This is a genomic window from Arcicella sp. LKC2W (assembly GCF_034931005.1).
GTDB lineage: Bacteria > Bacteroidota > Bacteroidia > Cytophagales > Spirosomataceae > Arcicella.
Map to the genome: position 1 here is coordinate 166866 of NZ_JAYGIN010000015.1, position 24134 is coordinate 190999.

12 protein-coding genes are annotated in these 24134 nt (G+C 34.6%); 3 read left to right on the forward strand and 9 right to left on the reverse strand.

The annotated features are described in order from the left end of the window. The first annotated feature begins 184 nt into the window (after positions 1-184). Entirely contained in the window at positions 185-3337 is a 3153-nt protein-coding gene (locus VB796_RS13785; protein WP_323347142.1) for a ligand-binding sensor domain-containing protein, read from the forward strand. Positions 3338-3385: 48 nt separating this feature from the next. Beyond that, positions 3386-4201, forward strand: a complete 816-nt coding sequence (locus VB796_RS13790) for a response regulator (RefSeq protein ID WP_323347143.1) — start codon at positions 3386-3388, stop codon at positions 4199-4201. 67 nt (positions 4202-4268) lie between these two features. On the opposite strand, the gene VB796_RS13795 is transcribed toward VB796_RS13790, so the two are convergent. The 6 genes from VB796_RS13795 to VB796_RS13820 all read right to left on the reverse strand — a co-directional run bounded on the left by VB796_RS13795 (position 4269) and on the right by VB796_RS13820 (position 18088). Continuing rightward, the gene (locus tag VB796_RS13795) at positions 4269-6668 is read right to left on the reverse strand and encodes a TonB-dependent receptor (RefSeq protein WP_323347144.1); all 2400 of its coding nucleotides are present in this window, start codon (positions 6666-6668) and stop codon (positions 4269-4271) included. 41 nt (positions 6669-6709) lie between these two features. After that, on the reverse strand, positions 6710-7840 hold the full coding sequence (locus tag VB796_RS13800) for a DUF4249 domain-containing protein (RefSeq protein WP_323347145.1): 1131 nt from the start codon (positions 7838-7840) through the stop codon (positions 6710-6712). Positions 7841-7998: 158 nt separating this feature from the next. Beyond that, a complete protein-coding gene (locus tag VB796_RS13805) occupies positions 7999-9546 on the reverse strand; it encodes a VCBS repeat-containing protein (RefSeq protein ID WP_323347146.1) in 1548 nt (515 codons plus the stop codon). Positions 9547-9605: 59 nt separating this feature from the next. Continuing rightward, entirely contained in the window at positions 9606-12926 is a 3321-nt protein-coding gene (locus VB796_RS13810) for a VCBS repeat-containing protein (RefSeq protein WP_323347147.1), read from the reverse strand. A gap of 227 nt (positions 12927-13153) precedes the next feature. Continuing rightward, positions 13154-14848: a RagB/SusD family nutrient uptake outer membrane protein gene (locus tag VB796_RS13815; RefSeq protein ID WP_323347148.1), complete on the reverse strand. Its 1695-nt coding sequence runs from the start codon at positions 14846-14848 to the stop codon at positions 13154-13156. 39 nt (positions 14849-14887) lie between these two features. Next, positions 14888-18088, reverse strand: coding sequence for a TonB-dependent receptor (locus VB796_RS13820; protein ID WP_323347149.1), 3201 nt, complete (start codon positions 18086-18088; stop codon positions 14888-14890). Positions 18089-18442: 354 nt separating this feature from the next. Between VB796_RS13820 and uvrC the strand changes: the two genes are divergently transcribed. Further along, on the forward strand, positions 18443-20254 hold the full coding sequence (uvrC, locus tag VB796_RS13825; RefSeq protein ID WP_323347150.1) for an excinuclease ABC subunit UvrC: 1812 nt from the start codon (positions 18443-18445) through the stop codon (positions 20252-20254). 55 nt (positions 20255-20309) lie between these two features. On the opposite strand, the gene gldN is transcribed toward uvrC, so the two are convergent. From gldN to gldL, 3 genes are all read right to left on the reverse strand, one after another. Continuing rightward, on the reverse strand, positions 20310-21221 hold the full coding sequence (gene gldN / locus VB796_RS13830; protein ID WP_323347151.1) for a gliding motility protein GldN: 912 nt from the start codon (positions 21219-21221) through the stop codon (positions 20310-20312). A 188-nt stretch (positions 21222-21409) separates the two neighbouring features. Continuing rightward, positions 21410-22993, reverse strand: a complete 1584-nt coding sequence (gene gldM / locus VB796_RS13835) for a gliding motility protein GldM (RefSeq protein ID WP_323347152.1) — start codon at positions 22991-22993, stop codon at positions 21410-21412. A gap of 129 nt (positions 22994-23122) precedes the next feature. Continuing rightward, the gene (gene gldL, locus VB796_RS13840) at positions 23123-23908 is read right to left on the reverse strand and encodes a gliding motility protein GldL (protein WP_323347153.1); all 786 of its coding nucleotides are present in this window, start codon (positions 23906-23908) and stop codon (positions 23123-23125) included. Positions 23909-24134: the final 226 nt, after the last annotated feature.

Genomic DNA, 24134 nt, shown 5'->3' on the forward strand with positions numbered 1-24134 from the left:
TTTTATTTTGACTTTGAATCATTCTCAGAATACATCACAAAATTATGCTTTCCATTTTTGTCAATTGATTCAAAAATTATCATTATTTCCACATATTGTTTCATTTTATCACGCTTGAGTAATATTGTCTTAACTTTATATCACCATTTCAAGTACACTGTCAACCAAACCCACGAATAGTCTTTTGAAAACCCCTCAATATATTTCATCTCTGCCAAAAGCCGTCGTTCTTGTATTATTTTGTACTTTCAAAATAATAGCTCAACCCTATTTTTTCAGGCATTATCAGGTAGAAAATGGTCTTTCAAATAATGCCATTTATTGTAGTACACAGGATAAAAAGGGATTTATGTGGTTTGGAACAAAGGACGGTCTAAATCGTTTTGATGGTTATCATTTCAAAACTTACAAAACCGATAACCCTAAAAACTCTTTACATACAGATTTAATATATTGTATTTCTCCTGATAAAAAAGGCACATTATGGGTTGGGAGTTCAAAAGGGTTATTCTATTTCGATTATGAAAATGAAAAACTAATTCCGTTGATAGATACCCTCAAAGAAGTGAAATATATCCAGATAGATAATAATAATCAAATTTGGTTTATTTCAGCTTTTACGCTGTGGAGATATAATTTTAAAACCAAAAAACTGGTTGAATTTCCAATAGCAAAATACTTTCCAGCCTCCTCACTTTCGTCGGATATAACAGGACAAATTTGGGTAGGAACACGAGATGGTTTTATTCAAAAATTTGATGCACGTACTCAAACTTTTCAGAAATATGATGTTTTTTCACATTCAGGCAAGGTTTCTTCCAAATTGATTCAGACGATTTCATGTTTGGGTTCAGAAACCATTTATGTTGGTACGGTCAATCAAGGATTAAAGAAATTTCATGTTCCTACCAAAACGTATGAAGACGTTTTAATTTATAGCAAATCAAACAATATCATTCACGTCCGTGATATAAAACCGTTTTTCCCTAATGAACTTTGGCTCGCTACGGAGTCTGGTATTTTTATTCTCAATACTCAAACCAATCATTTTACAAACATCACAAAGAAATTTCTTGACCCATTTTCCTTAACCGACAATGCCGTTTATTCGCTTTGTAAAGATAACGAAGGTGGAATTTGGGCTGGTACTTTCTTTGGTGGCGTTAATTATTATTCTAAACGGAACTCATTATTTGAAAAATATTTTGCTGATAATTCATCAAAAACACTGAGTGGCAATGTTATTCGAGAGATTTGTCCAGACAGATTTGGCAATATTTGGATTGGTACAGAAGATGCAGGTTTGAACAAACTAAACCCCAAAACAGGTTCAATTACTCAGTTTATTCCCAATGTTGGCAAAAACAGTATTGCATACACCAATATTCAGGGCTTATTAAATGTTGGTGATGATTTATGGATTGGGACGTTTGAACATGGGCTTGACATCATGGACATTAAAACTGGAAAAATCAAGAAACATTATAATGCAGGATTAGGTAAATATGATTTGAAAAGTAATTTTATTATGAATATTTGCCAAACAAAATCTGGCGAAATTTTCGTGGCAACTGCTCGTTCTTTATCCAAATACAATCCTAAAATGGGTGGTTTTGAGGTTGCCAATGAAATACCACATAATACTTTTACAACGTCAGTGTTGGAAGATAAAAAAGGAATTCTTTGGATTGGGACTAATACAGGCGTGTTTTTTTATAATCCGACCACCAAAGAAAAAGGACATTTTTTTAATGATTCTAAAAAACCACATTCTTTGACAAATAATGACATCAACAGCATGATTGAGGATAGTCAACAATGTTTATGGTTTTCGACAGAAGGCGGAGGTGTTTGTAAATTAGACAAAAACCGCAAAACGATGACTTCTCTCACCATGAAAGACGGATTACCCAGCAATTTCGTTTTGAAGGTTTTGGAAGATAATAATAAGACTTTCTGGATTGCCACTTCTCGTGGATTAGCCAACTATAATCCTTTCAATAAGCAAATTATTACTTATACAATTGATAATGGGTTATTGAGCGACCAGTTTAATTATAATTCAGGCTATAAAGACCAAAACGGGAGAATATATTTTGGAAGTATTAAGGGTATGGTAACTTTTGACCCGCAGAATGTTTTGCAGGCAATTGTGAAAGCTCCCATTTATATTACTGATTTCAAAGTCGAAAATAAAGAGCAAATTATTGGTAATAAGAATTCTTTTTTAAAAAAATCAATCATTTATACCGATGAAATCACACTACCGCACGATAAATCTTCATTCAGTATTGACTTTACTGTTTTGAGTTATTATTCCCCAGAAATGACCTCTTTCAGTTATTTTATGAAAGGTTTAGATAAAGAATGGACTGAAATAAAGCCAAATCGTAAGGTTTATTTTACCAATCTTTCACCAGGAAAATACATTTTTAATTTAAAAGCCTCGATTAACGGAAGCCATACAACCGCCGAAAAACAATTAGTCATTACTATTTTATCCCCTTGGTGGGCAACTTTAGGAGCTTACATTTTATATTCTATCATTTTGATAGCTATTATTTATAATGTCTTTGTGAGTTATCACATCATCATTCAAGACCGAAAAGAGAAGGAAGTTTATGAAGCAAAAATTGATTTTTTTACTAATTTGGCACATGAAATCAGAACGCCTTTAACGTTAATAAAAGGACCTATTGAAAATTTATTAGAACAAGTAGATGACATTCCCGAAATAAAGGAGGACATTGTATTGATGGATAGAAATACCAATCGTCTGATTCTACTCGTAACACAAATTTTAGATTTCAGAAAAGTAGAAACCAACAGTTTTAGCATAGACTTTAATAGATTAAATGTTTCTAATTTACTGAAAGAATCATATCAAAATTTTTCTCCACTTGCCAAAAAAAGAAAACTTGAATATACCATTGAGTATCTCCAAGAAGATATTTATGCCTTTGTTGATGAAGAAGCATTAAACAAAATTTTCAGTAATCTTTTTAATAACGCTATCAAATTTGCCCTAAAAAAAGTATCAGTCAGAATTTTACCTATTCCTGAAGATGCCATCAATTATACTATCGAATTTGAGAATGATGGATTGAAAATTCCATTGGAGAAAAAAGAGAAAATCTTTGAGCCATTTTATAGATTAAAAGAAGCAAAACAAGAAGGAACAGGTATTGGATTGGCTTTAGCTCGTTCCTTGACACAACTACTCAATGGCGATTTATACCTGAAAGAAACCACTGACGATTCAATCATATTTGTACTTATATTACCAATTAACCAAGATAGAATTATTGTAAATCATTCGCAAAATCATCTATTTTAAAACCTGTTTAAATTCAATCACATTTGAAACCCAAACTATCGAAAAATTATGTTACCAACCATTTTACTTGTAGATGATAACGATGAGATTCTGGATTTTTTGGAAAGAATGCTCAGACAAAAATATACCATTTTGAAAGCCGAAAATGGTACAGAAGCTCTCAGTGTACTTGATAAAGAAACAGTCCAATTAGTTGTTAGTGATGTGATGATGCCAGTGATGGATGGATTTGAGTTTTGTCAAAAAATTAAAAGTAGTTTTGAATATTCTCATATTCCTGTGATTTTACTTACTGCCAAAAACAGTATGCAAGCTAAGGTGCAAGGGCTTGAATTGGGAGCAGATGCTTATATTGAAAAACCATTTTCAAAAGAACATCTTCAAGCACAAATTGCGAGTTTACTAAACAACCGAAACATGATTCGGGAATATTTTGCCAGCTCTCCGCTTGTTCATATTAAAAGTATTGCCCATACCAAAGCTGACGAATCGTTTTTAGAAGCGTTACATGATACTATCAATAAAAATCTTGAAGATACGGATTTGGATGTGGAGAAATTAGCCCAAATTATGAATATGAGTCGTATTACACTTTATCGAAAAATCAAGGCGATTTCGGTATTAACGCCCATAGAATTAATCAATATTACACGTTTAAAGCGTGGGGCTGAATTATTAGCTGAAGGTAATCATCGAATTTTTGAAGTATCCTATATGGTTGGTTTTAGTTCGCAAAGTAATTTTGCTCGTAATTTCCAAAAACAATTTAACATCACTCCTTCCGAATATATGAATTCTAAAGTGTTGGATAAAGAGGATATTCTGAATAATGCTTTAGATTTAAAGACCGTTTTTTTTAAGTAATTGGCTATTGGTGATTAGTAATTTACCCATTTTCTAATCACCAATAACTAATTGTCAAAAATCACTCTTACATAAATTTGAAATTATACGTCAATGATGGAATGGCTGACCCAAATATCGTTAATTGGTACGCATTGATTGTTTTTTCAGATTTCAAATATACCGAATACGCATTTTGACGGCCGTAAATATTATAAATTCCAAATGTCCATGAGCCTTCCCAACGTTTCTTAGTCATAGATGGATTTCTGATTGTCCATGAAAAATCAAGTCTGTGATAGTCGGTAATTCTCTCATTATTTCTTTCTAAATAATACGGATATTTCACTTCATTATACTGTACATATCCTTCTGGAACGGTAAAAGGTCTTCCTGTATTATAAACAAAAGTAAAACCAAATTCGTGGTGTCCTCCTTGTGATATACTCACGGTGGCATTAAAACTATGCGGACGGTCAAAATTGGTTGCATACCAATTTCCACTATTTATTTGCTCTCCAAAGCTCTTTCCCACATTTATTTGATTCAACGCCCTTGAATAAGTATAATTTACCCAACCAGTTATTTCACCTTTTTTCTTACTCAACATCAACTCCAAACCATACGCTTTCCCCTTTCCTTGCAAGGTTTGGGTTTCAATGAATGGCTGAAATACAAAATCTGCTCCAGGTTTAAAATCCAATACATTTTCTGTACTTCTATAATATCCTTCCAAAGAAAATTCGTAGATATTATTGGCAGAGTTTTTGAAATATCCTGCTGAAATTAATTGACTTACTTGCGGTTTTATGTATTTATTACTCATCGTCCAACGTGATGTTGGCAATGGCGTAGTAGTATTGGAAACCACTTGTAAATATTGTCTCATCAAGCTATATCCAACCTTTACCGACGAATTTTCTGTCAGTAAATATTTGAATGAAATACGAGGCTCGAAACCTCCATAAGTAGCAAATACTTCTCCTGATTTATACTTGGTTGAGTCTATTACGCTAAAATCATTGAGTGGCTGAGATGCTTCGTAGTTTCTTACGGTAGCTGCTCCCAATGCCATATAATGAGAATATCTCAATCCAAGCGATAAACTTACACGTTTATTAAGAGCGATTTCATCTTCCAAAAATATACTCGATTCAATACCTTTTTCTTCTGGAATAATTATCGGATTTACGCTTTGGGACGTTCCAGGATTAAGTTTTCCTGGATTGATTGTATATAAAATTGAGCTTATACCACCTTCAAAATGGTGTTTATCATTGAGGGCGTAACTAAGGCTGGATTTTAGTTGTTGATAAACAATTCCTGATTCAATATTGACAGTATTCGTTGAATTCAACTCAGGCAAAAGCGTTTTGGGTTGATAATCTGTTAAAATAGCGGAGGTTTGGATATTTAGCTTTGAGTTGAACGAATGAAACCATTTTAACGAAGCATTTTTCGTTGAATACGCATATTGTGTACTGGTTGCATTAACATTACTAACTGTACCTAATAAATCAGTCTGGAAAAAATCATTACTCAAATAGCCCGAAAAAGTTAACGTATTTTTTGCATTCATTCTGTAAAATACCTTCGTGACCAAATCATAGAAATTAGCTCTGATATTTTGCAATTTAGGAGGTCCCAATTTGAAGAAGAAGTCATTATAAGATGCTCTCCCTGAAACTAAAACCGCCATTTTATCTTTGATAATGGGTTGTTCTATCGTCAAACGATTGGCTACTAAACTTATACCTCCGCTGGCTTTAAATTTTTCTAAAGAGGGGTTTAATAAACTTATATCAATTACCGACGAAACTCGTCCGCCAAAACGAGATGGAATTCCGCCTTTGTATAAATCTAACCCTGCGGTGGCATCGGGAGGAAAAATAGAAAATAATCCGAACAAATGGGTTGGATTAAAAATTGGGGTATCGTCTAAAAGAATGAGGTTTTGGTCTGTTGTTCCTCCTCTGATATTGACACCATTGGCAGCTTCACCTACCGATGTAACACCAGGAAGCATTTGTAAGCCTCTCAAAACGTCCGTTTCTCCCATCATGGCAGGGATTTTCTTAATCGTTTTGATACTTAGAGGTGTAACGCCTAATAATTGGCGGGAAACATTCCCCCCGTTTCCACCTTGATTATTAACAACGACTTCATCTAATTCCTTCGCTACGTTTATTAAACTAACTAATAATTCAATAATCGGTTTTTTGACGTTGATTCTTTCTCTGAAAGTTTTATAACCCAAATGACTAATGGTAATTCCATATTCGCCTTGTGGGAGATAAAAAGTGTGTACACCGTTTTCACTCGAAGAAAAATTTGCTCTTTTAAAGTCAATTTTGATAACAATGTCTTTGAGTGGTGTATTATCACTTGAGTCTTTAACGGTAATTTTAATGAGTGATGATTGCTGTGCAAAAATTCCGCTACTTGTTAAAAATAACGAAATGAGTATAAGTATAACTTTTGAGTTCATGCCATATTTTGGATTAGAAATATTTGAAAGATTGATACGCTTTACTGCCAACCATCTGGTTTAATAGGTGTTCTGGTAGAACTGGCAGTACAAGGAGCAAAAGGTGGTCTTGAGGTATCAGCAGTAGAATTCTCTACGGATATTTCGTGTCCTAATATTAATTCGTAAGGCGATTTTGCGTCTTTTCTATCAATCCAATAATTGCTCTTTTGAATGGATACTACTCCAAAATACCCTACTACTTTTTCAGTTGGGGTGGTGATATTTTTAATATTACCTACAATACCAGCAGGCGGTGTATCTGCCAAACCTCCATTAGACTGCGTTTGTGCCTCAAGGATTTTAAAGTACAAAAACATTTCTGGAGAAATACTAATTTGTTGGATTTGTATTAAGCACCCCGTTGGACTGTAATTAGGGATTTTGGCAATTAATTTACCTTTAATCAGTTGCCCATTCGAGGCTACATCTGAAAGTACGCTTACTTGTTTACTCTTAAAAATAGAAAAACAGTCGCCCGCACATTGATAATCGTAATAAGCCGTTCTGTTAAAATTAGCGAGTGGAATACTACACGCACCTGTTTGTACGCTGTACTGAGATTTTGTACAGGTGATACAAAAACCAAGCCTTTCAAAGTGGATATAACGCCACAAATAATAGTTTTTCTGTTCGCTGGGGTCTTGAGTATCCAAATAAACTTCATTGGCAGATAGATATTTTTTCCCATCTTCCGAAAGCACACTTTTAGGATTGAAAATATCATAAACTTTAGCAATGGCTGGCGTTGGTGTTATTGTTTCTGGGGCTGATTCATAATTCTGTCCATTAGGTAAGCTAAATTTCAAAATATATTTATTTTGAATCTTTATCTTGAAATTCTTGGGAGGTAAAAAACCGCCTTTAGGCTGTTCTATCAGCTTTGTTTCTTCATTTGTTTCCACATTTAATACAGATGCTTTTACGGAAGCAATTGGAACAATTGAAACGACTTCATTCTCGAAATTTGAATATTGAATTTTTATCGTATCAGGTTTTACTGAATCATCTGTCAAAAATCCTTCAACAACCAATACGCTATTTTTCTGATTAAAATCTAAAGAATAGGGGTCTATACAACTCATTGCTCCGAAGGCAATAAGCAGACAAAATAAGTAACTTATAATTTTCACGTTGATAATTTTGGGATATAGTTAAAACTGTTTGAGTAAGTAGTTATTAGTGATTTAAGAATTGGTAAGGTACTTATTTTCAATGCATTATATTTCATAGTCAAACTCCCCAAAAGTCTTTATAACTTTTGGGGAGTCAATCGGCTAACACTTAGAAGCTATTTAAAATGTTTATTTTCTAAAACAAGTACGGCTGGTGGACTTTTTCCTTTAAAACTTAACCCTTCTAAACCTAACATTCCTCCTCTTAGAAACGAACCAAGAATGATATCATCATCACCATCTTTATCCATATCACCCACATCCATTACCATCCATTTCCCTGATTTAGCTTCTTGAATGGTTGAAGCATCAAATCTCAGATTTCCTTTATTTTTAAGGAGTAAAAAACCTTCATTGGGCTTTTGGTCGGGAGCGGTAAAGAATGAAATAGCGGCAATGTCCAAATCTCCATCCAAGTCAAAGTCAGCAGCAAGAGCTTTTGATGCTCCGTACATTGGGTAGAAATATCCCAATTTGAAGGCTCCTTTACCATCATTTAAAAAGATTCTGATTCCATGATAAGCTTTTAGTGAAATAGACAAATCGGCGTTATCTCCATTGGTATAAAGTATATCCGTGAATCCATCTTTATTAAAATCAACTAAACTCATGAAACTTGAGCCATAAACCGACGAAAATTGAAGGATTTCTTTTTCATCAAATTCTCCTTTTCCTTTATTGTAAAAAATAGAAATTCCTTCACGGGCTTGGGTCATTAAAACCACAATATCAAGTAATTTATCATTGTTCATATCTTTCAAATAAGCAACTCTTGCCCCTGGCAATGCCTTTAAAAGATGAGGTTTCATACTTCCTCCTTCGTACCATGTTAAATTCCCTATTTCATTTCCAAAATTGCAGATAAGTACATCTTCAACCGAATCCTGATTCAAATCGCCATAACTCATCTGAACTGGTCTTTTGAGGCTATCTAATTGTTTGGAAACTTTCTTGGTTTTATCAACTTGCGTAAGTGTTCCTCTTGATTTGTCGCTGGGATCCATAATTCCCATCGACAAAATACTGAGCGATTCTTTTTTAGGAATAATATCAGAAACCGCACTTTGAACCGTTATGGAGTCTGTTTTCAATAGCTTTGCATTATATTTTTTAATAAAATTGCTAAAGCCTCTCCAAGCCACATATATTTCTTGCGACTCAGGATTAAATTTCACTAAAGTTATTCTTGGCGGTTCGTCACCCCATACTTTCAATGGTTTTACCTCAAAATCCGTTAAACCAACTTTTACTTTAGGTTTTTCATCTTGTTTAATTGGTTTTTCTGGGGCATTATCGAGGTAGTATTTTTTTATTTTCTCCCAATCTTCCATTGCCAATTGTGGGTGTTCGGGATATATACCTGCACCCAAAACAATTTGCATTTCATCCGCATCAACATTGGCAAATAGCTTGAAAAAATCTTGGTCAACGCCAAGTCTATACGCCATTTTGGGAAGTACCCCTTTTTCCCATGTTTTCTTATCCAACATTGTAGGGTCAGGCACTTGGTGACAACTACCACAATAGGTTTGTGCCAATACTTTTCCTGACAAATTTTGAGGTTTGGGTGGCGTATATGGCTCTTTTTTCGGAGTATTATTACAACTGTACAGCAATACTAATACAACCAATGGCACTATTATATTTCTAAATGATAAAAACATTTTTGGCTAACTTTAAACGTTAAGATTCTGATAGTCAAAACCTTAAAGACTTTAACTATTTACTGAAATATCATTACAGCAGCATCGTTTCGGGCGATGATAAGTTTTTTATCCAACCACAAGGCATCTCTTACTTCGCCTTTGATATTAATTCCAGAATTGACCGAAGATTTATATACAAATTTACCTTTACCTATGCCCTTAAAATACCCACCACTGAAACCATCATGTCTGCCCATTTCGGGTTTCAATCTGTAAAAATTGCCTCCTAAAAAATAATCTGTGATTCCATCTTTATCAAAATCACCTGTTTCAATGGCAAACACTGGCGACATTTGTGCTTCATTTTGTAAAGACTCCAAAACAAAATCACCGTTTTTATTTAACAAAACAGAAGATGAAAAATTGACTACTCTTTTTTGTAATGCTTTCACTAACAGTTTATTATCAAATAAATCTTTCACCTGTTTTTGGGCAAATTCTTGGTATTTCAAACCTGTTTTTTTGAGGGTAGGCATCTGAGCCGTCAAATCAGCTTTACTGGCAAAAGGGTATGGTATTACGTCTTCTTGCGTAAACCATTCCATCACAACTTCTGGTCTTTTATTTTGGTCAAAGTCATAGACATATAAGTTTAATGGCTTTTCAAGACTTGCTTTGAGTTTGATATTTTGCCCCCAATTTCCCAACATAAAATCTATATCTCCGTCACCATCTATGTCACTCATTTTGATAGAATTCCACCAGCCTTCACTATTCGGAATTAAATGAGGTTTTACAAATTCGCCACTTTCATTCACAAAAACCGTAATGGGCATCCATTCTCCCACAACGATTAAATCGGGTAATTTATCTGCATTTATATCTGACCAAACGGCATCAGTAACCATACCAAGTGGGCCTGTAAATTCATTAGTAACATCTGTAAAATGCCCTTTTCCATCATTTTGTAACATGAAACTACGTGGATTCAAACCGTATCCACCTGGCACTGCTTTTCCACCTGCAAAAAGGTCGATGTCGCCATCATTATCATAATCACAGGGTTTTATACAACTGATTTGCCCTTTTATTATTGGAGCTTTACTATCCTGTTTTGTAAATTCTCCTTTCCCATTATTTTCATAATAAATGGCAGTAAAACCCGCAATGCCAAGCTTATATTCATTCCCTCCACAACCTACTAAAAAGTCTAAATCTCCATCAGTATCGGCATCAAATAAAGCCCCCGAAATATGGTCAGATAGGTTTTGAGCTATAAAAGACGGCTGTTTACTTTCAATAAATTTGTTTCCGTTATTCAAAAACAATTTATCTGCCCCATCTTTTGCCCCCAATAATATAAAATCTTCTTTTCCATCTTTATTGACATCCCCTTTTATCATTTTAGGCCCTTCAGCAGAAAGTACGTGAGGCATTAAACGGTCAGAATCAAAATCTACATATTTGTTTTCAACATGAGTGGCATCAGCAATTACTTGATTAGTAATATCTTTAAAGTTGATTTGGGGCTGAATAACTTGAGGTTTATAAACACCAATGGCATTTTTATAATCAAGCGTAAGTATTGTATTACTTTGAACATTTTTGAGAACTTGCGTCTTTAAATCTGTCCAAATAATTCTGACTGAATCAATGACAGTATTATTTCCAAGTCCAAAAATAATATCAGAGTCAACCGAGCTTTCAAATCCTCTCGACGACATACTTTGAGCCATTTGCACACTCCCTTTTTGATACACCAAAACCGTAGAACCTATGCCAAATTTATTCTTTTCACTTCCTGCTAATTTGAACTTCACAAAAGCATTCTTTTTCTCTTCTACCGCATTATTTTGATAAATAAAAGCAGGCATATTTACGTTATTTACTACTAAATCAAAATCGCCATCATTATCTAAATCTCCATAGGCAGAACCATTACTGTATCCTTCTTGGTCAAGATTTAGGCTTGATGTCAAATTCTCAAAATGTAGTTTTCCTTGATTGATAAAAGCATAGTTTTTTCTTTTATTATGAGGTAAAAACTTCACAAAATCTCTAAAATCATATTTCCCTTTTTCTTCAACGATTTTTTTAACTTCCGATGGGTCAGCAATAAAATCCACAAAATCTGAATCTGTAATATCATTATAGACACCATTACTGACAAATAAATCTTTTTGACCGTCCAAATTCATATCAAAAGCCAATGCTCCCCAACTCCAATCGGTTGCTGCAACTCCTGAGAAAAAAGCGGATTCCTGAAATGTCCCATCTCCGTTATTGACCTGCAAACAATTTTGAAACATTTGGTGATGATAACCATTTTTGAAACGGTAATCGGCTAAATAATAATCATCAAATTTAGTGGCAGCTTTCAACCGTTGATTATCTGGAGGAAGCATATCAGTGCTAAAAATATCCAAATGACCGTCATTGTTAATATCTGCCATATCCGACCCCATACTTGACAACGAAGTATAAGCCATTTTTTCTGGCAATACTTCTTTAAATTGTGGCGACGAAGCAGTCCCACTTCCTTGATTTATATAAAGATAATCTCTTTCCCAAAAATCATTTGAAATATAAATATCAGGGTAAAAATCTCCATTAATATCCCCTACTGAAATTCCTAATCCAAAACCAATATCACTCGAAAAAATACCTTCTTGTTGCGTAACATTTACAAACTTGCCATCATCATTACGGTATAATCTATCACCACCTTCTGCCTTCTCATCAAATTTTTCTCGCCCCACCAATGCTATTTTATCGGGCGATTTATAACTATCATTTAGTACATAACAATCTAAATCTCCATCCAAATCATAATCAAAAAACGAAGCATGAGTTGTACTTCCTGCATCATTTAAACCAAATTCTTTGGCTTTTTCGGTAAAAGTAGGCACGCCACCTTTTGCAATTCCATTATTGATAAAAAGCTCATTTTCTTTGTTATCTTTTAATACTCCTCCCGAATAACACACATAAATATCCAGAAATCCGTCAGCATTTACATCTGCCATTGTAACTCCTGTACACCACGATTTTTTCCCCTTTACTCCCGCTTGATTAGTAATATCTTCAAACTGTACAGTCTCTTTTTCTCCTTTTCCTTTATTCAAGTACAATTTATTATCACTCATATTAGCGGTAAAATAGATGTCTTTCAAGCCATCATTATTGACATCTCCAATAGCAACGCCTCCTCCATTATAATAATTTCGGTAGGTAAGGATATTAAAATTTTCTTGGTCTTCAACGGTATTTTCAAAATTCACTCCTATTTCTTCATTATTTAGTTGTGTAAAAGCTGAAACATCACTCACCGCAGTTTCTGTTTCTTTCTTACAAGAAAATAAAATTATGAAAGAAAGGAAAGGCAATAATTTTAACATCATTTTGGGCTTCTCTGAGAATTTTAGGTATTACAACAATCTTATCCATTTTGTATAAAAGCATATTACACCAGATAAGGCTTGTTGTTGTCACATTAAATTTATCAATAAAAAAAACGCCGAAATAGAATTTCAGCGTTTTTTTCATTGATAACAAATTAATTAAAGTTTTAGTTAAAAAATTAGTTTCTGTAATATACCTACTCCCAAAATCTAACTATTACTTCTTAATAACCTGCATTTTGCTTAATCTTACCACCTGATCTTGCAACTTCAGAAGTAGGTAAAGGAAATGCTAAATTTGTTGCAGTTGGAGCATTTGCATTAGCCAAAACAGGAACAACTTTTCTTTCTCTTGCATTATATGCAGTAGCCGTTTCTATAAAAGTACCCCATCTTTGTAAGTCAAAAACACGGTGTCCTTCAAGAGCTAATTCTAATTTTCTTTCTAAACGTACAGCATTACGAGCAGCAGTTTTATCAGTCCAAGCTACATCATAAGTACCTACATTGTATTTAGCCCAAGTAATTTCTGGAGAATTGATGGCAACTTTAATTGAAGACGAACCTTGAGCAGAACTTCCAGCACGCTTACGAATCATGTTTACATATTTCTGAGCATTAGCTAAAGAACCAACTTCAACTTCACATTCAGCAGCCATTAAAAGAACATCAGCATAACGCATCAATTCTACGTTCAAGTTAGAAAGTTGCGTACCTGCCCAACCACCTGATAAAGTTTGGTCGCCGTTTGCACTTGCATTTTTCTTAGGAGAATACCATCCCATATAACCTTGTCCACGAATCCAAGAATCTTTCTGCACCCCCCAATTAAGGTAAGGAACATTTGTACGTCCCATAGTATAGTCAATACGAGGGTCTAATAAATCAGAAGCACCAGATTCAATTCTTTTCAAAGTTGTTGAAGCAACAACAGGAATTGGTAAGCCTTTTTCGTCAACTTTGAAAGCATAAGCTAAATCATAAGTTGGTTGTTTGAAACCACAACATCCATAAGGGCTATCTCCATGAGGATAAGCTAAACGTTCTCCATAGTTTCCATTAGCACCATTTGGGTCACCATCATTTACTGATGCTTGAGCTGCAAAAATTGACTCTTTGTTATTATCACCAGAAATACTAAAGTTATCATAGAAAGAATCAGCCAAAGCATATTTACCACTGCTAATTACAGTATTGAAAGCAGCCAAAGCACCTGTATAATCTCCTGCGTAAAGTTTTGCTTTTCCTAAATAAGCCGTTGCAATTGTTTTGTCAACTCTACCTACTGCAGTTTTGTTAGCTGGTAAAAGTGCAATTGCAGTTTCCAAATCCTTAATTACTAAAGGTAATACGGGTTGGTCATTTGCTTTTTGGAAATCTATATCAGTCTCTAAATAATATGGTACATTTTTCCAAATTTTATACGCCTCGAAATGGAAGAACGCTCTTAAAAAAGTAGCTTCACCAATCGTAGCATCAGCATAAGCTTTTTCTGTTGGATTCGCCGCTAAAAAAGCTTTCGCAGTATTAATTGCAGAGTTAGCTCTTACAATTCCTTCATAGTCAGCAACCCATCTTGCACGGAAAGTCTGGTTATCAGGACTCCATTGGAACAACTCAAAAGTCAACCAAGTATCTCCATCACCAGGTTCAGAACCTTTGTGAGTTTCGTCGGCAGCGATGTTGAATTCCCAGTTTGATGGACCAGTTCCCCAAGGGCCTTCCGCATCGTTACCTGTCCAACCTAATAATGATTTATATGATGCAATTAAAGTTGAATTCACCCCATTCTTGCTTGATGCAAGCGTAGAGCCTGCAAGAGCCGCCTGTGGGGGCGTGTCCAAATAAGAATCTTTACAGGCAAAAGCGACAACAAGAATACCTATCGCAATGAATGTATGTTTGAAATATTTTTTCATTTTTATATCTTTTTTGAATTAATATATTGAATGATGGAATTAAAATTCTACACTAAGACCAATTGTAGTTATTTTGTTTGCTGGATAATGACCTGCATCAAATCCCATCTTACCAGAATCATTTACCGAAGCATTACCTGCAACGCTACTACCTCCAATATTTGCACTTGAAACAGCTGGGTCAACTCCAGAATAACCTGTGAAAGTCAACAAGTTTTGTCCTTGCACATATAATCTTGCACCTGCTACACCAAGCTTAGCTGCAATATCCTTAGGCACTCTGTATCCTAACTGTAAGTTAGCTAAACGAACATAACTTCCGTTTTCGATATAGAATGTTGATGATGCACGGCTTGCTACGTCTAAACCATTGATTTTTGGATTGTTACCTGTACCTTGAACTGCTAATACATCTTTACCGATGTTAGAGTTAAAGTTCATGAAATAACTAAACATTTTTGTATAGTTAAAAATGTCGTTTCCGAATGAACCAAACATAAATGCAGTTAAATCAAAACTCTTATAGTTAACACCAATGTTTAAACCACCTGTAAAAGTTGGGTGAGGACTTCCGATAATAGTACGGTCAGCATCTGTAATTTTATTATCGCCATTTAAGTCTTTAAACTTCAAACCTCCGATAGCAGAACCTACATATCCATTCGTTTTTTCTGCTTCAGTTGTGATTAATCCATCAACGATAAAACCTCTAAATGATGAGATTGAATAACCAACTTTGTTATCATAAGCAGGAATATCCAAACGACCGTCCAAACCATCTGAAGGAATAAAGTGGTCATCATTGTTAGATACTTGATTGATTGTGTTTTTGTAGTGAGAAAGGTTTAAGCCAACATTAAAGCTTACATCTTTATTCACTGTTTTACGATAGTTCACAGCAATATCATAACCTGTGTTTGTCATTGCACCAATATTAACAAATGGAGCTGCTGCTGCACCTGCTGTTCCTGGTAACGCTGGGTTATAAAGAAGGTTTTCAGTATTTCTCTTATAAATATCTAATACAAACGTTAATTGATTGTTCAAGAAAGCTGCATCAACACCAAAGTTAGATGTTTTAGCTGTTTCCCAAATTGTTGAAGCATTACCACGTGATGTTAGAGCATAACCAGTAGCAACACCACCATTTGTACCGTTAATATCATAGAAAGTACCTCCTACAGAACCACCGTAAAGGTTAGCAAAGTTGTAGTTTCTGATATTTTGGTTACCAACTTCACCATAAGAAGCTCTCAATTTCAAGTCAGAAATCCATGGCAATTCTTTCATGAATCCTTCACGAGAAACTCTCCATCCTAAAGATACCGCTGGGAATACACCATAACGTACATCTGATAAGAATTTAGAAGAACCATCACGACGAATAGTAGCACTAAATAAATATTTATCATCGTATGAGTAATCAAATTTTCCAAAAATTGAAGCCAACTTCGCTTCAGAACCAAAAGAGCTAACTTGACGAGAAGTAGGGTCTCCAAAAGCAGTATTCAAATACCAAGCATTTACATCAGTTGTAAAATAACTTGACAAACCACCCGTAATTGTTCTATTTGTACCAGCAATTGCCTCTTGTCCAATTAATACACCGATATGATGCTTAGGTCCAAAGTCTTTTGAATAGTTTGCTGTATTAGTCCAAGTATAAGTAAACGATTGATTCCAACCTTCACCGAAAGCATTTGAAGTAGGAGTTGGAACACTTTCAGTAGATGCTGGGTTAGCAGTAATACTAAATCTTTGGTTATAACCATTCCCAAAATCAACACCAAAACTTGATCTTAAAGTTAAGCCTTTTAATACATCAGCTTCTGCATAAATATTTCCTAATAAACGATTATATCTATTAGTATTATCTTTATTCAATCTCAAGATATCATCAGGGTTCGTAAAGTTACCTGTAAGGTTAGATCTGTGCATCGAAGGATTTCCTTTAATGTCGAAAACAGGTACAACAGGAGTAGCTTTTAATAAATTACCAATAACTCCTTGCTCATTGTTACCACCACCTGCTGAGTTCGTACTTACACCCCAGTTAGTTGCATACATCAAATTTTCTCCAACTCTAAATTTCTTAGAAACTTTGAATGTTGAGTTAGCACGAATAGTAGCTCTGTTATAATCAGTATGATTCAAAACACCTTGCTGAGTCAAATATGACCCTGTAAGACTGAATGTTGCAAAATCGTTACCTCCAGAAAAACTAACATTATGATCATGAATCTGTGCTGTGCGAGAAACTTCTTTCCACCAGTTTGTACCTACTGTATTTGTTTCTGAAATACGGTTAGTATATTCATCATAAAGTGCAGGATTCCCTAAAGTTTGATCAGGTTTGTGAATATACTTAGGGTAACTACCTGGGTTTGAAAACCATGCCGTTGTTTCACCTGGAAATTTCAACTTCATTGCCTTTGCATAATCAGTTGTATTCAAGTTCAATATGTCATCATAACCTTTCACTGAATTTGCTAAACCAAAAGAAGCATTGTAAGTAATTTTTGTCTTACCTGATTTTCCTTGTTTAGTTGTGATTACGATTACACCATTTGATGCACGAGAACCATAGATCGAAGATGTTGAAGCATCTTTTAACACTTGGATTGACTCAATATCATCTGGGTTAATTGTATTTTGGTATTGATCTTGAACAGGAACACCATCAATCACGTACAAAGGGTCATTACTTGTAAATGAACCAATACCACGTACACGCACGTTTGTTGCATCACCAGGAGAACCAGAAGTTGAAATTGTTACCCCTGGAGCTCTACCAGCTAAGTTTTGTGTAAAAGAAGCACCTTTAACACTTTTCAAACCTTCAGTTTCAATAACAGTAACAGCACCAGTAATGTCTCTTTTACGAACAGTCTGATAACCCGTTACAACTACCTCATCCAAAGCTGATACATCATCATTCAAAGTAACATTTACTGAAGTTTGTGAGCCAACACTAACTTCAGAAGCCTTGTAACCGATTGCAGAAAAAACTAAAACGTCCTTTCCCGATTTCAAGCCGATTGCAAAATTACCGCCTACATCTGTAGTTGTACCTGTTTGTGTACCCTTCAAAAGGATAGATACCCCAGGAATTCCCTGTCCATCAGCACCTGTAACCTTTCCAGTCACACGTCTGTCCTGTGCTAAAGTTAATAACGTACTCAGGAGAAATACGCCTAACAAAAGCATACTCTTCAAAGGAGAGTAAAATTTTGTGTTCATAATAAAAATTGGGTTTTTAATTGAAAAAATTTGACTTTTGGTTGAAAATCATCATAAAGGTAGAACTTCGTTTCTAACAAAACAAATCATATACATTAGTTAACTACTATTTTTTAGACATAAAATACTATGTTTTAATAATTTAAAGCCCAAAAAAACTCGAAAAAAACTTTTTAAATTTACTCTGAGTAGCTCTAAGGCTATTTTTGAATGTAGTATATTTGAATTATTTTGCCCTCTGCAATCGTTTCATTGTAATACAGGACAGATTTTAAATCAACAAGTAAATAATCGTTAACCCTATAAACTATAATTTCAAAACCAATACTTCATCATTGACGATATTCTAATTTTATGACACAATTTGACTCTAAAACAGCCTTAGCAAAAGTCCCCGAAGAACCAGGAGTTTATCGGTATTTTGACGAAGAAGGTACCGTTATTTATGTAGGAAAAGCTAAAAACCTTAAAAATAGAGTTAGTAGTTATTTTGCAAAATCAAATCAACATGACCGCAAAACCAAACGCTTGGTTAGCCAGATTAGGAATTTAGAATTTACGATTGTCCATACTGAATTTGATGCTCTCCTCTTAGAGAACACGCTCATCAAAAAGTACCAACCAAAATTCAATATCTTACTTCGTGATGACAAAATGTACCCATTCATTTGTATCACCAATGAGCCTTTTCCTAAAATTATTACCATCAGAAGAGTCGATAAAAAATTAGGGACTTTTTTTGGACCTTTTGCTAATTTGAAGGTGATGTATTCCATTCTGGATATGTTCAAACAATTGTATAAATTCAGAACGTGTAACTTAAATTTATCAGAGAAGAATATTCAAGAAAGGAAATTCAAAGTATGCCTTGAATACCACATTGGAAATTGCAAAGGTCCTTGCGAGAACTTACAAACTGAACCTGATTATTTAAAAGAAGTTGACCAAGCAAAGAATATTTTAAAAGGAAATATGGCTCTTCCACGCCAGTATTTTGAAGAAAAAATGTTGGAAGCTGCCAGTAAGTTAAATTTTGAAGAAGCTCAAGAGTTTAAAGAAAAATTGGCTTATTTAGTAAACTTTCAAAGCAAATCGACTGTTGTAAATCCCAATATTAAAGATGTTGATGTGTTCTCGATTGTATCTGACGAAGAAGCTATCTACTTTAACTTTATGAAGGTTCAGAATGGATTTATTACTCAATCTCAATCTTTGGAAGTAAAGAAAAAATTGGATGAAACTGAAGAAGATATTTTAACCATGATGGTTTGGGAAATGCGAGATAAATATGAAAGTGATGCAAAAGAAGTTATTACTAATATTCCTCTTTCGGTTGAACTCAAAGGGGTCGAAAATACCATTCCACAAATCGGCGATAAGAAGAAACTATTGGATATGTCGCTCAAAAATGTGCTGTATTTCCGTAAAGAAAAAGCCGACAGACAAGCCTCCGAAGAAAGTGCAGGTGATACCAAAATGCGTATCTTATTAACGCTAAAAAATGACTTGCAAATAAAAACTATTCCGAGACATATCGAATGTTTTGATAACTCCAATATTCAAGGAACAAACCCCGTTTCCGCAATGGTTTGTTTTAAAAATGGAATGCCGTCAAAAAAGGATTATCGCCACTTTACACCACGAACAGTAGTTGGTCCAAATGACTTTGCAACGATGTATGAAGTTATCACTCGAAGATATACTCGTTTATTGGAAGAGGAAGCCGCATTGCCTGATTTGATTATTGTAGATGGTGGTAAGGGGCAATTAAGTTCTGCAAGTGACGCTCTAAAAGCCATTGGATTATATGGAAAAGTCCCGATTATTGGTATCGCAAAAAGGTTAGAAGAAATTTACTTCCCAGAGGATAGCATTCCTTTATACATTGATAAAAAATCAGAATCCTTAAAATTAATTCAAAGACTTCGAGATGAAGCCCATCGTTTCGGTATTACCAAACACCGTGATAAACGTTCTAAAAACTTTATCATTAGTCAATTAGAAAGTATTGATGGCATTGGAAAAAATACAGCAGAAAAACTATTAAAGCACTTTGGAACGGTAAGCAATATTTATAAAGCCACTCCACAGGAATTAGAAAGTTTATTGGGCAAAGCTCGTGCTATAAAAATCAAACAACAATTAGAAGAAGTAAGTGGGCAATAAACAAAAAAAGAACGTCAGTAATTGACGTTCTTTTTTGTTTTGAAATTAAAATCTTTTAATATTCCCAAAGATTGTGTTCCATTTCCATCAATTTGTATTCTAATTGCTGAGACTGAACCATCCCTTGTTTCGCTCCTCCATAGATAGTATCTAAATCATCATCTTTAGAGTTTCCTTTTTTAGTTAAACGTGCATGAAACAAACGCAAGTCAAAGGCATCAGCCATATTTTTGTGTTGAGCTTCGTTTTGCTCGTTATACCAAACGCAATTCGGATTGCTACGGAATAACTTATCTAAATCTTTGTATTTGAATGAAGCAACCGTTTTATCAAAACCTGCTACTGTTTTATTAGCAGGGATAATAATTGTAATTGATTGAATATCATAATACAAACGAGAACGTTGCTTATCAAAAATAGCATCTTCACGAATTTCTAAAATTGATAACTCTTTCGGAAAATAATATTCTCCTCCAGATGAAGCGGGCTTTGGTCCATTAAAACCATCATTAGTAGCACCTGTTGCAGGAGTTTTTGGTTTTGGGTCACCCCAACCATCATCTGCCGTTGCAGCACCTCCACTTTCAGTACCAAAACCTGCTGCTTTTTCAGCATCAGATAAAGCATTATCTCCAATAGAATTCTCCATTACTAAGTTTTTCAAGAAATCTTCCTTTGAAATTTTAGTTTTTAGAGAGTCACCTCTATATGGTTGCAAAACGCCACTTTGTACCCATTCAATTAGGTATTTCGTAATTTCATTTCCTTTAGAGAAAAAGGGCTGATTTTGTTTTTCATTCAAATCCATACGTCTCCACAAACGCTGTTTCCACATGATGTTAGATTCATCAATTGGACGAACAGAATCAGGGTTCTTCCCTTTATTGTCTTTTTCTTGGGCAGAAACCCATGTACAAGCTGTCAACGACAACATTACAACGCTTGCTATTTTACTAAGATTCTTCATAAAATTATGGAATGATAAGTTTTACAATTATTTGATTTTCAAGTATCTGTAAACCTATTGTTTCATATTTTGAATAACGAAATGATTTTACTTTTAGTATCAAGTATTATGTCCCAAGTATTAAGAATAAAACGCTAAAAAATGTTATGGACTAAACTTAATACATAATACTTCGTACACTATTCTTTTTAATTCAATGGAATGTTTTTAACCATATTAAAAGGAATGGTCTCAATTGTTCCTCTAAAGCTTTTTCTCTGAACACCTTTAATTTCAATATAATAACGGTCGCCAGCTTGAGCTACTTGAGCTAAAGAGCTTATACTTCCACCTCCTGATAAAGTTACATCTCCTACTTTTTTACTACCTCTTGCTAACGCTACATATACTTCTGAAACTCGGTAGTTAGCATCATCAGGGTTAGTTGCTTTGAATGATTCCTGTGCTATGGCACGAGCATCAATACTTCTTAGACCTGTTGCACTTGCTCCACGTTTTTCATCCAATTCGCCACCGTTACCAAATACTCTAACTTCTGGCTTAGGAATTCTTTGAACTCTAAATTTTTCTACCCCTAATAAAATACCACCGTTATTAATACTTAATTCAACAGATGTACCACTTGGAACAACGGTAATTTTTCCTGCTCCACCTCCTGCAATGACATCTCCACCATTAGCAGTAATACTTGGTTGCCATAAAGCTCCCAAACCTGGACTCACAATACTTAATTTATTAGCACAGCCTAAATATAATGGAGGTAAACTACCAGCTTCAATATTATAAGTTGGTTTTAAAACGAAGTATTCTTGGTCGATTGTTCTTGTTTCAGCACCATTTGGTCCATTGAAAGAGATAGTTGCGGTATAAGTTTTTCTTGAAAGACCACGACCGTCATATTGACCACCTTGTGCTTTAAATTTAATTTGACCTTTACCGTCTTTTACAGGAACAGAAGAACCATTGAAACTCATTCTTGGAGTAATTCCAGATGAATAAGCGGCAATAAACATTTCGGCCTCATAGTCCATGCCTGCAACAACTGTATTTGATTTTGCAGAAACCATTGCCAAAATTTTATCAAATTTGATGTCTTTCAAACCAATTTTTTGAGCCAATGCACTCAAAATTGTACTTTCATGACGACGAACTTCTGATTGCTTCTGACTTAAAGTTGCCAATGCAGCAGGAACTGGTGTTTCAGCAAAGTTTAATTCAGCAAAGTCTTTATTCTTGTTGTTAGCGTCTTTTGCAACCGCTGGGTCTTCATTACCAGACATCGCTAATGGCTCAACTTTCAATTTACTGTCACCAGCATACTTAGAAATTTTGGCTACATAGTCATCTAATTTAGTTTTAAGACCATAGGCTAAACCATTTTTCTTTCCACCAATCATTAACTCATATACCTTTTCGGTTTCTTTCATTCCTACTAAAGCACCTGTTTCTTTATCATAACCACCTGTTTTTTCAACAATTTGAGCTTTTAGATTATCTAATTCTCCAACCATTGCATCAGCAAGTTTATGAACTTCTTGAGCCTGAGTAATATATTGAGCATCATTTGCTTTGTTAGCGGATTTCTCCAACAAAGTTTTCATGCCTTCAATTGTTGCAATATTTTTTTGAACGGCTGAACTATTTGCCGTTTCTAAGCTATTATTTAATAATACAAATTTCTGTAAAAGGGCATCACTTACCTGCAACGCAAGTAGGGCGGTTAGCACCAAATACATCATCCCAATCATCTTCTGACGGGGCGTTTCTTTCATTCCTGCCATGATATTATGTGCTTATAGGATTTCGTTTTAGTTTAAGTTTTATTTTTAGGGGGTAGGGGTTAGGATTTAGGGGTTAGCAAAAACTACTAAAACCTAAGACCTTCAACCTAATACCTATTACTATCCTTTCATTGCCGATAACATACTTCCGTAAACGTTGTTTAATGAAGATAAGTTAGTTGTCAATTTAGATAATTCTTGCTTAAACTGTTGAGTATCCTTGCTTGCATCAGCCATATTTTCCATAGCAGTAGTTAAATTACCATAGAAAGTATTCATTGCTTTCAAGTGCTTGTTAGTATCCTGTAATTCTAATTCATAAACAGCATTTAATGCTCCCATGTTTTGGGTTACTTTCTGGAACTGAACACGGTAGTCTTTTGCATCTTGTGTAGCTGATGACATTTCTGACATTGCATTCATAGTAGCTCCATAAGCTTTGTTCATTTCACCCATTGCTCCTGATGCTGATTTTACATTTTTAGCATAATCGCTTGTTGCGATGGTAGCATCTGTAATATCTCCAATTTTAGAAACAGTATCCGTTAATGACTTCATACCTTTTCCTAAATTATCAAAAATATCAGGCGTAACTCTTGCGTTAGCTAACATCTCGTCCATTTTCGCAGTGATACCTGTTCCAGTAGATGGAGCGGCAACACTTCTCTTTGGTAATTCTCCCGAGAAATCTTTTGATAATTCTGGATAAACTCTCTCCCACTCATATTGCTTTTCTGGCTTTGCTGCTAAATATAGAACTCCAAACAATATAAAAATTGCGGCCTCTGTAAACATACCGACCATCAACATTTCGTTTGCACCATTCCAGTGTAAAATTTTAAATAAGGCTCCAACGATAACTACTGCGGCACCAAAACTGGCGATAACGTTAATAATTCTTTCCATTGTGATTAATAAGATAAATTTATTTTGAGACTAATACCTGTATTTTTATGAATGATAGAGTGATAAAATGAGTGAATGCTAAGTTATAATAGTAAAATGATTACTTATCTTCATTCTTTTAGTCAATGTATTAAAAGTAAGCGAGGGAACTTGTCGTTGTTGTACGATTGGTATCCCTCGCTTATTTATTTGAAATGCTTCGTTTAACGAATAATTAAATTGACAT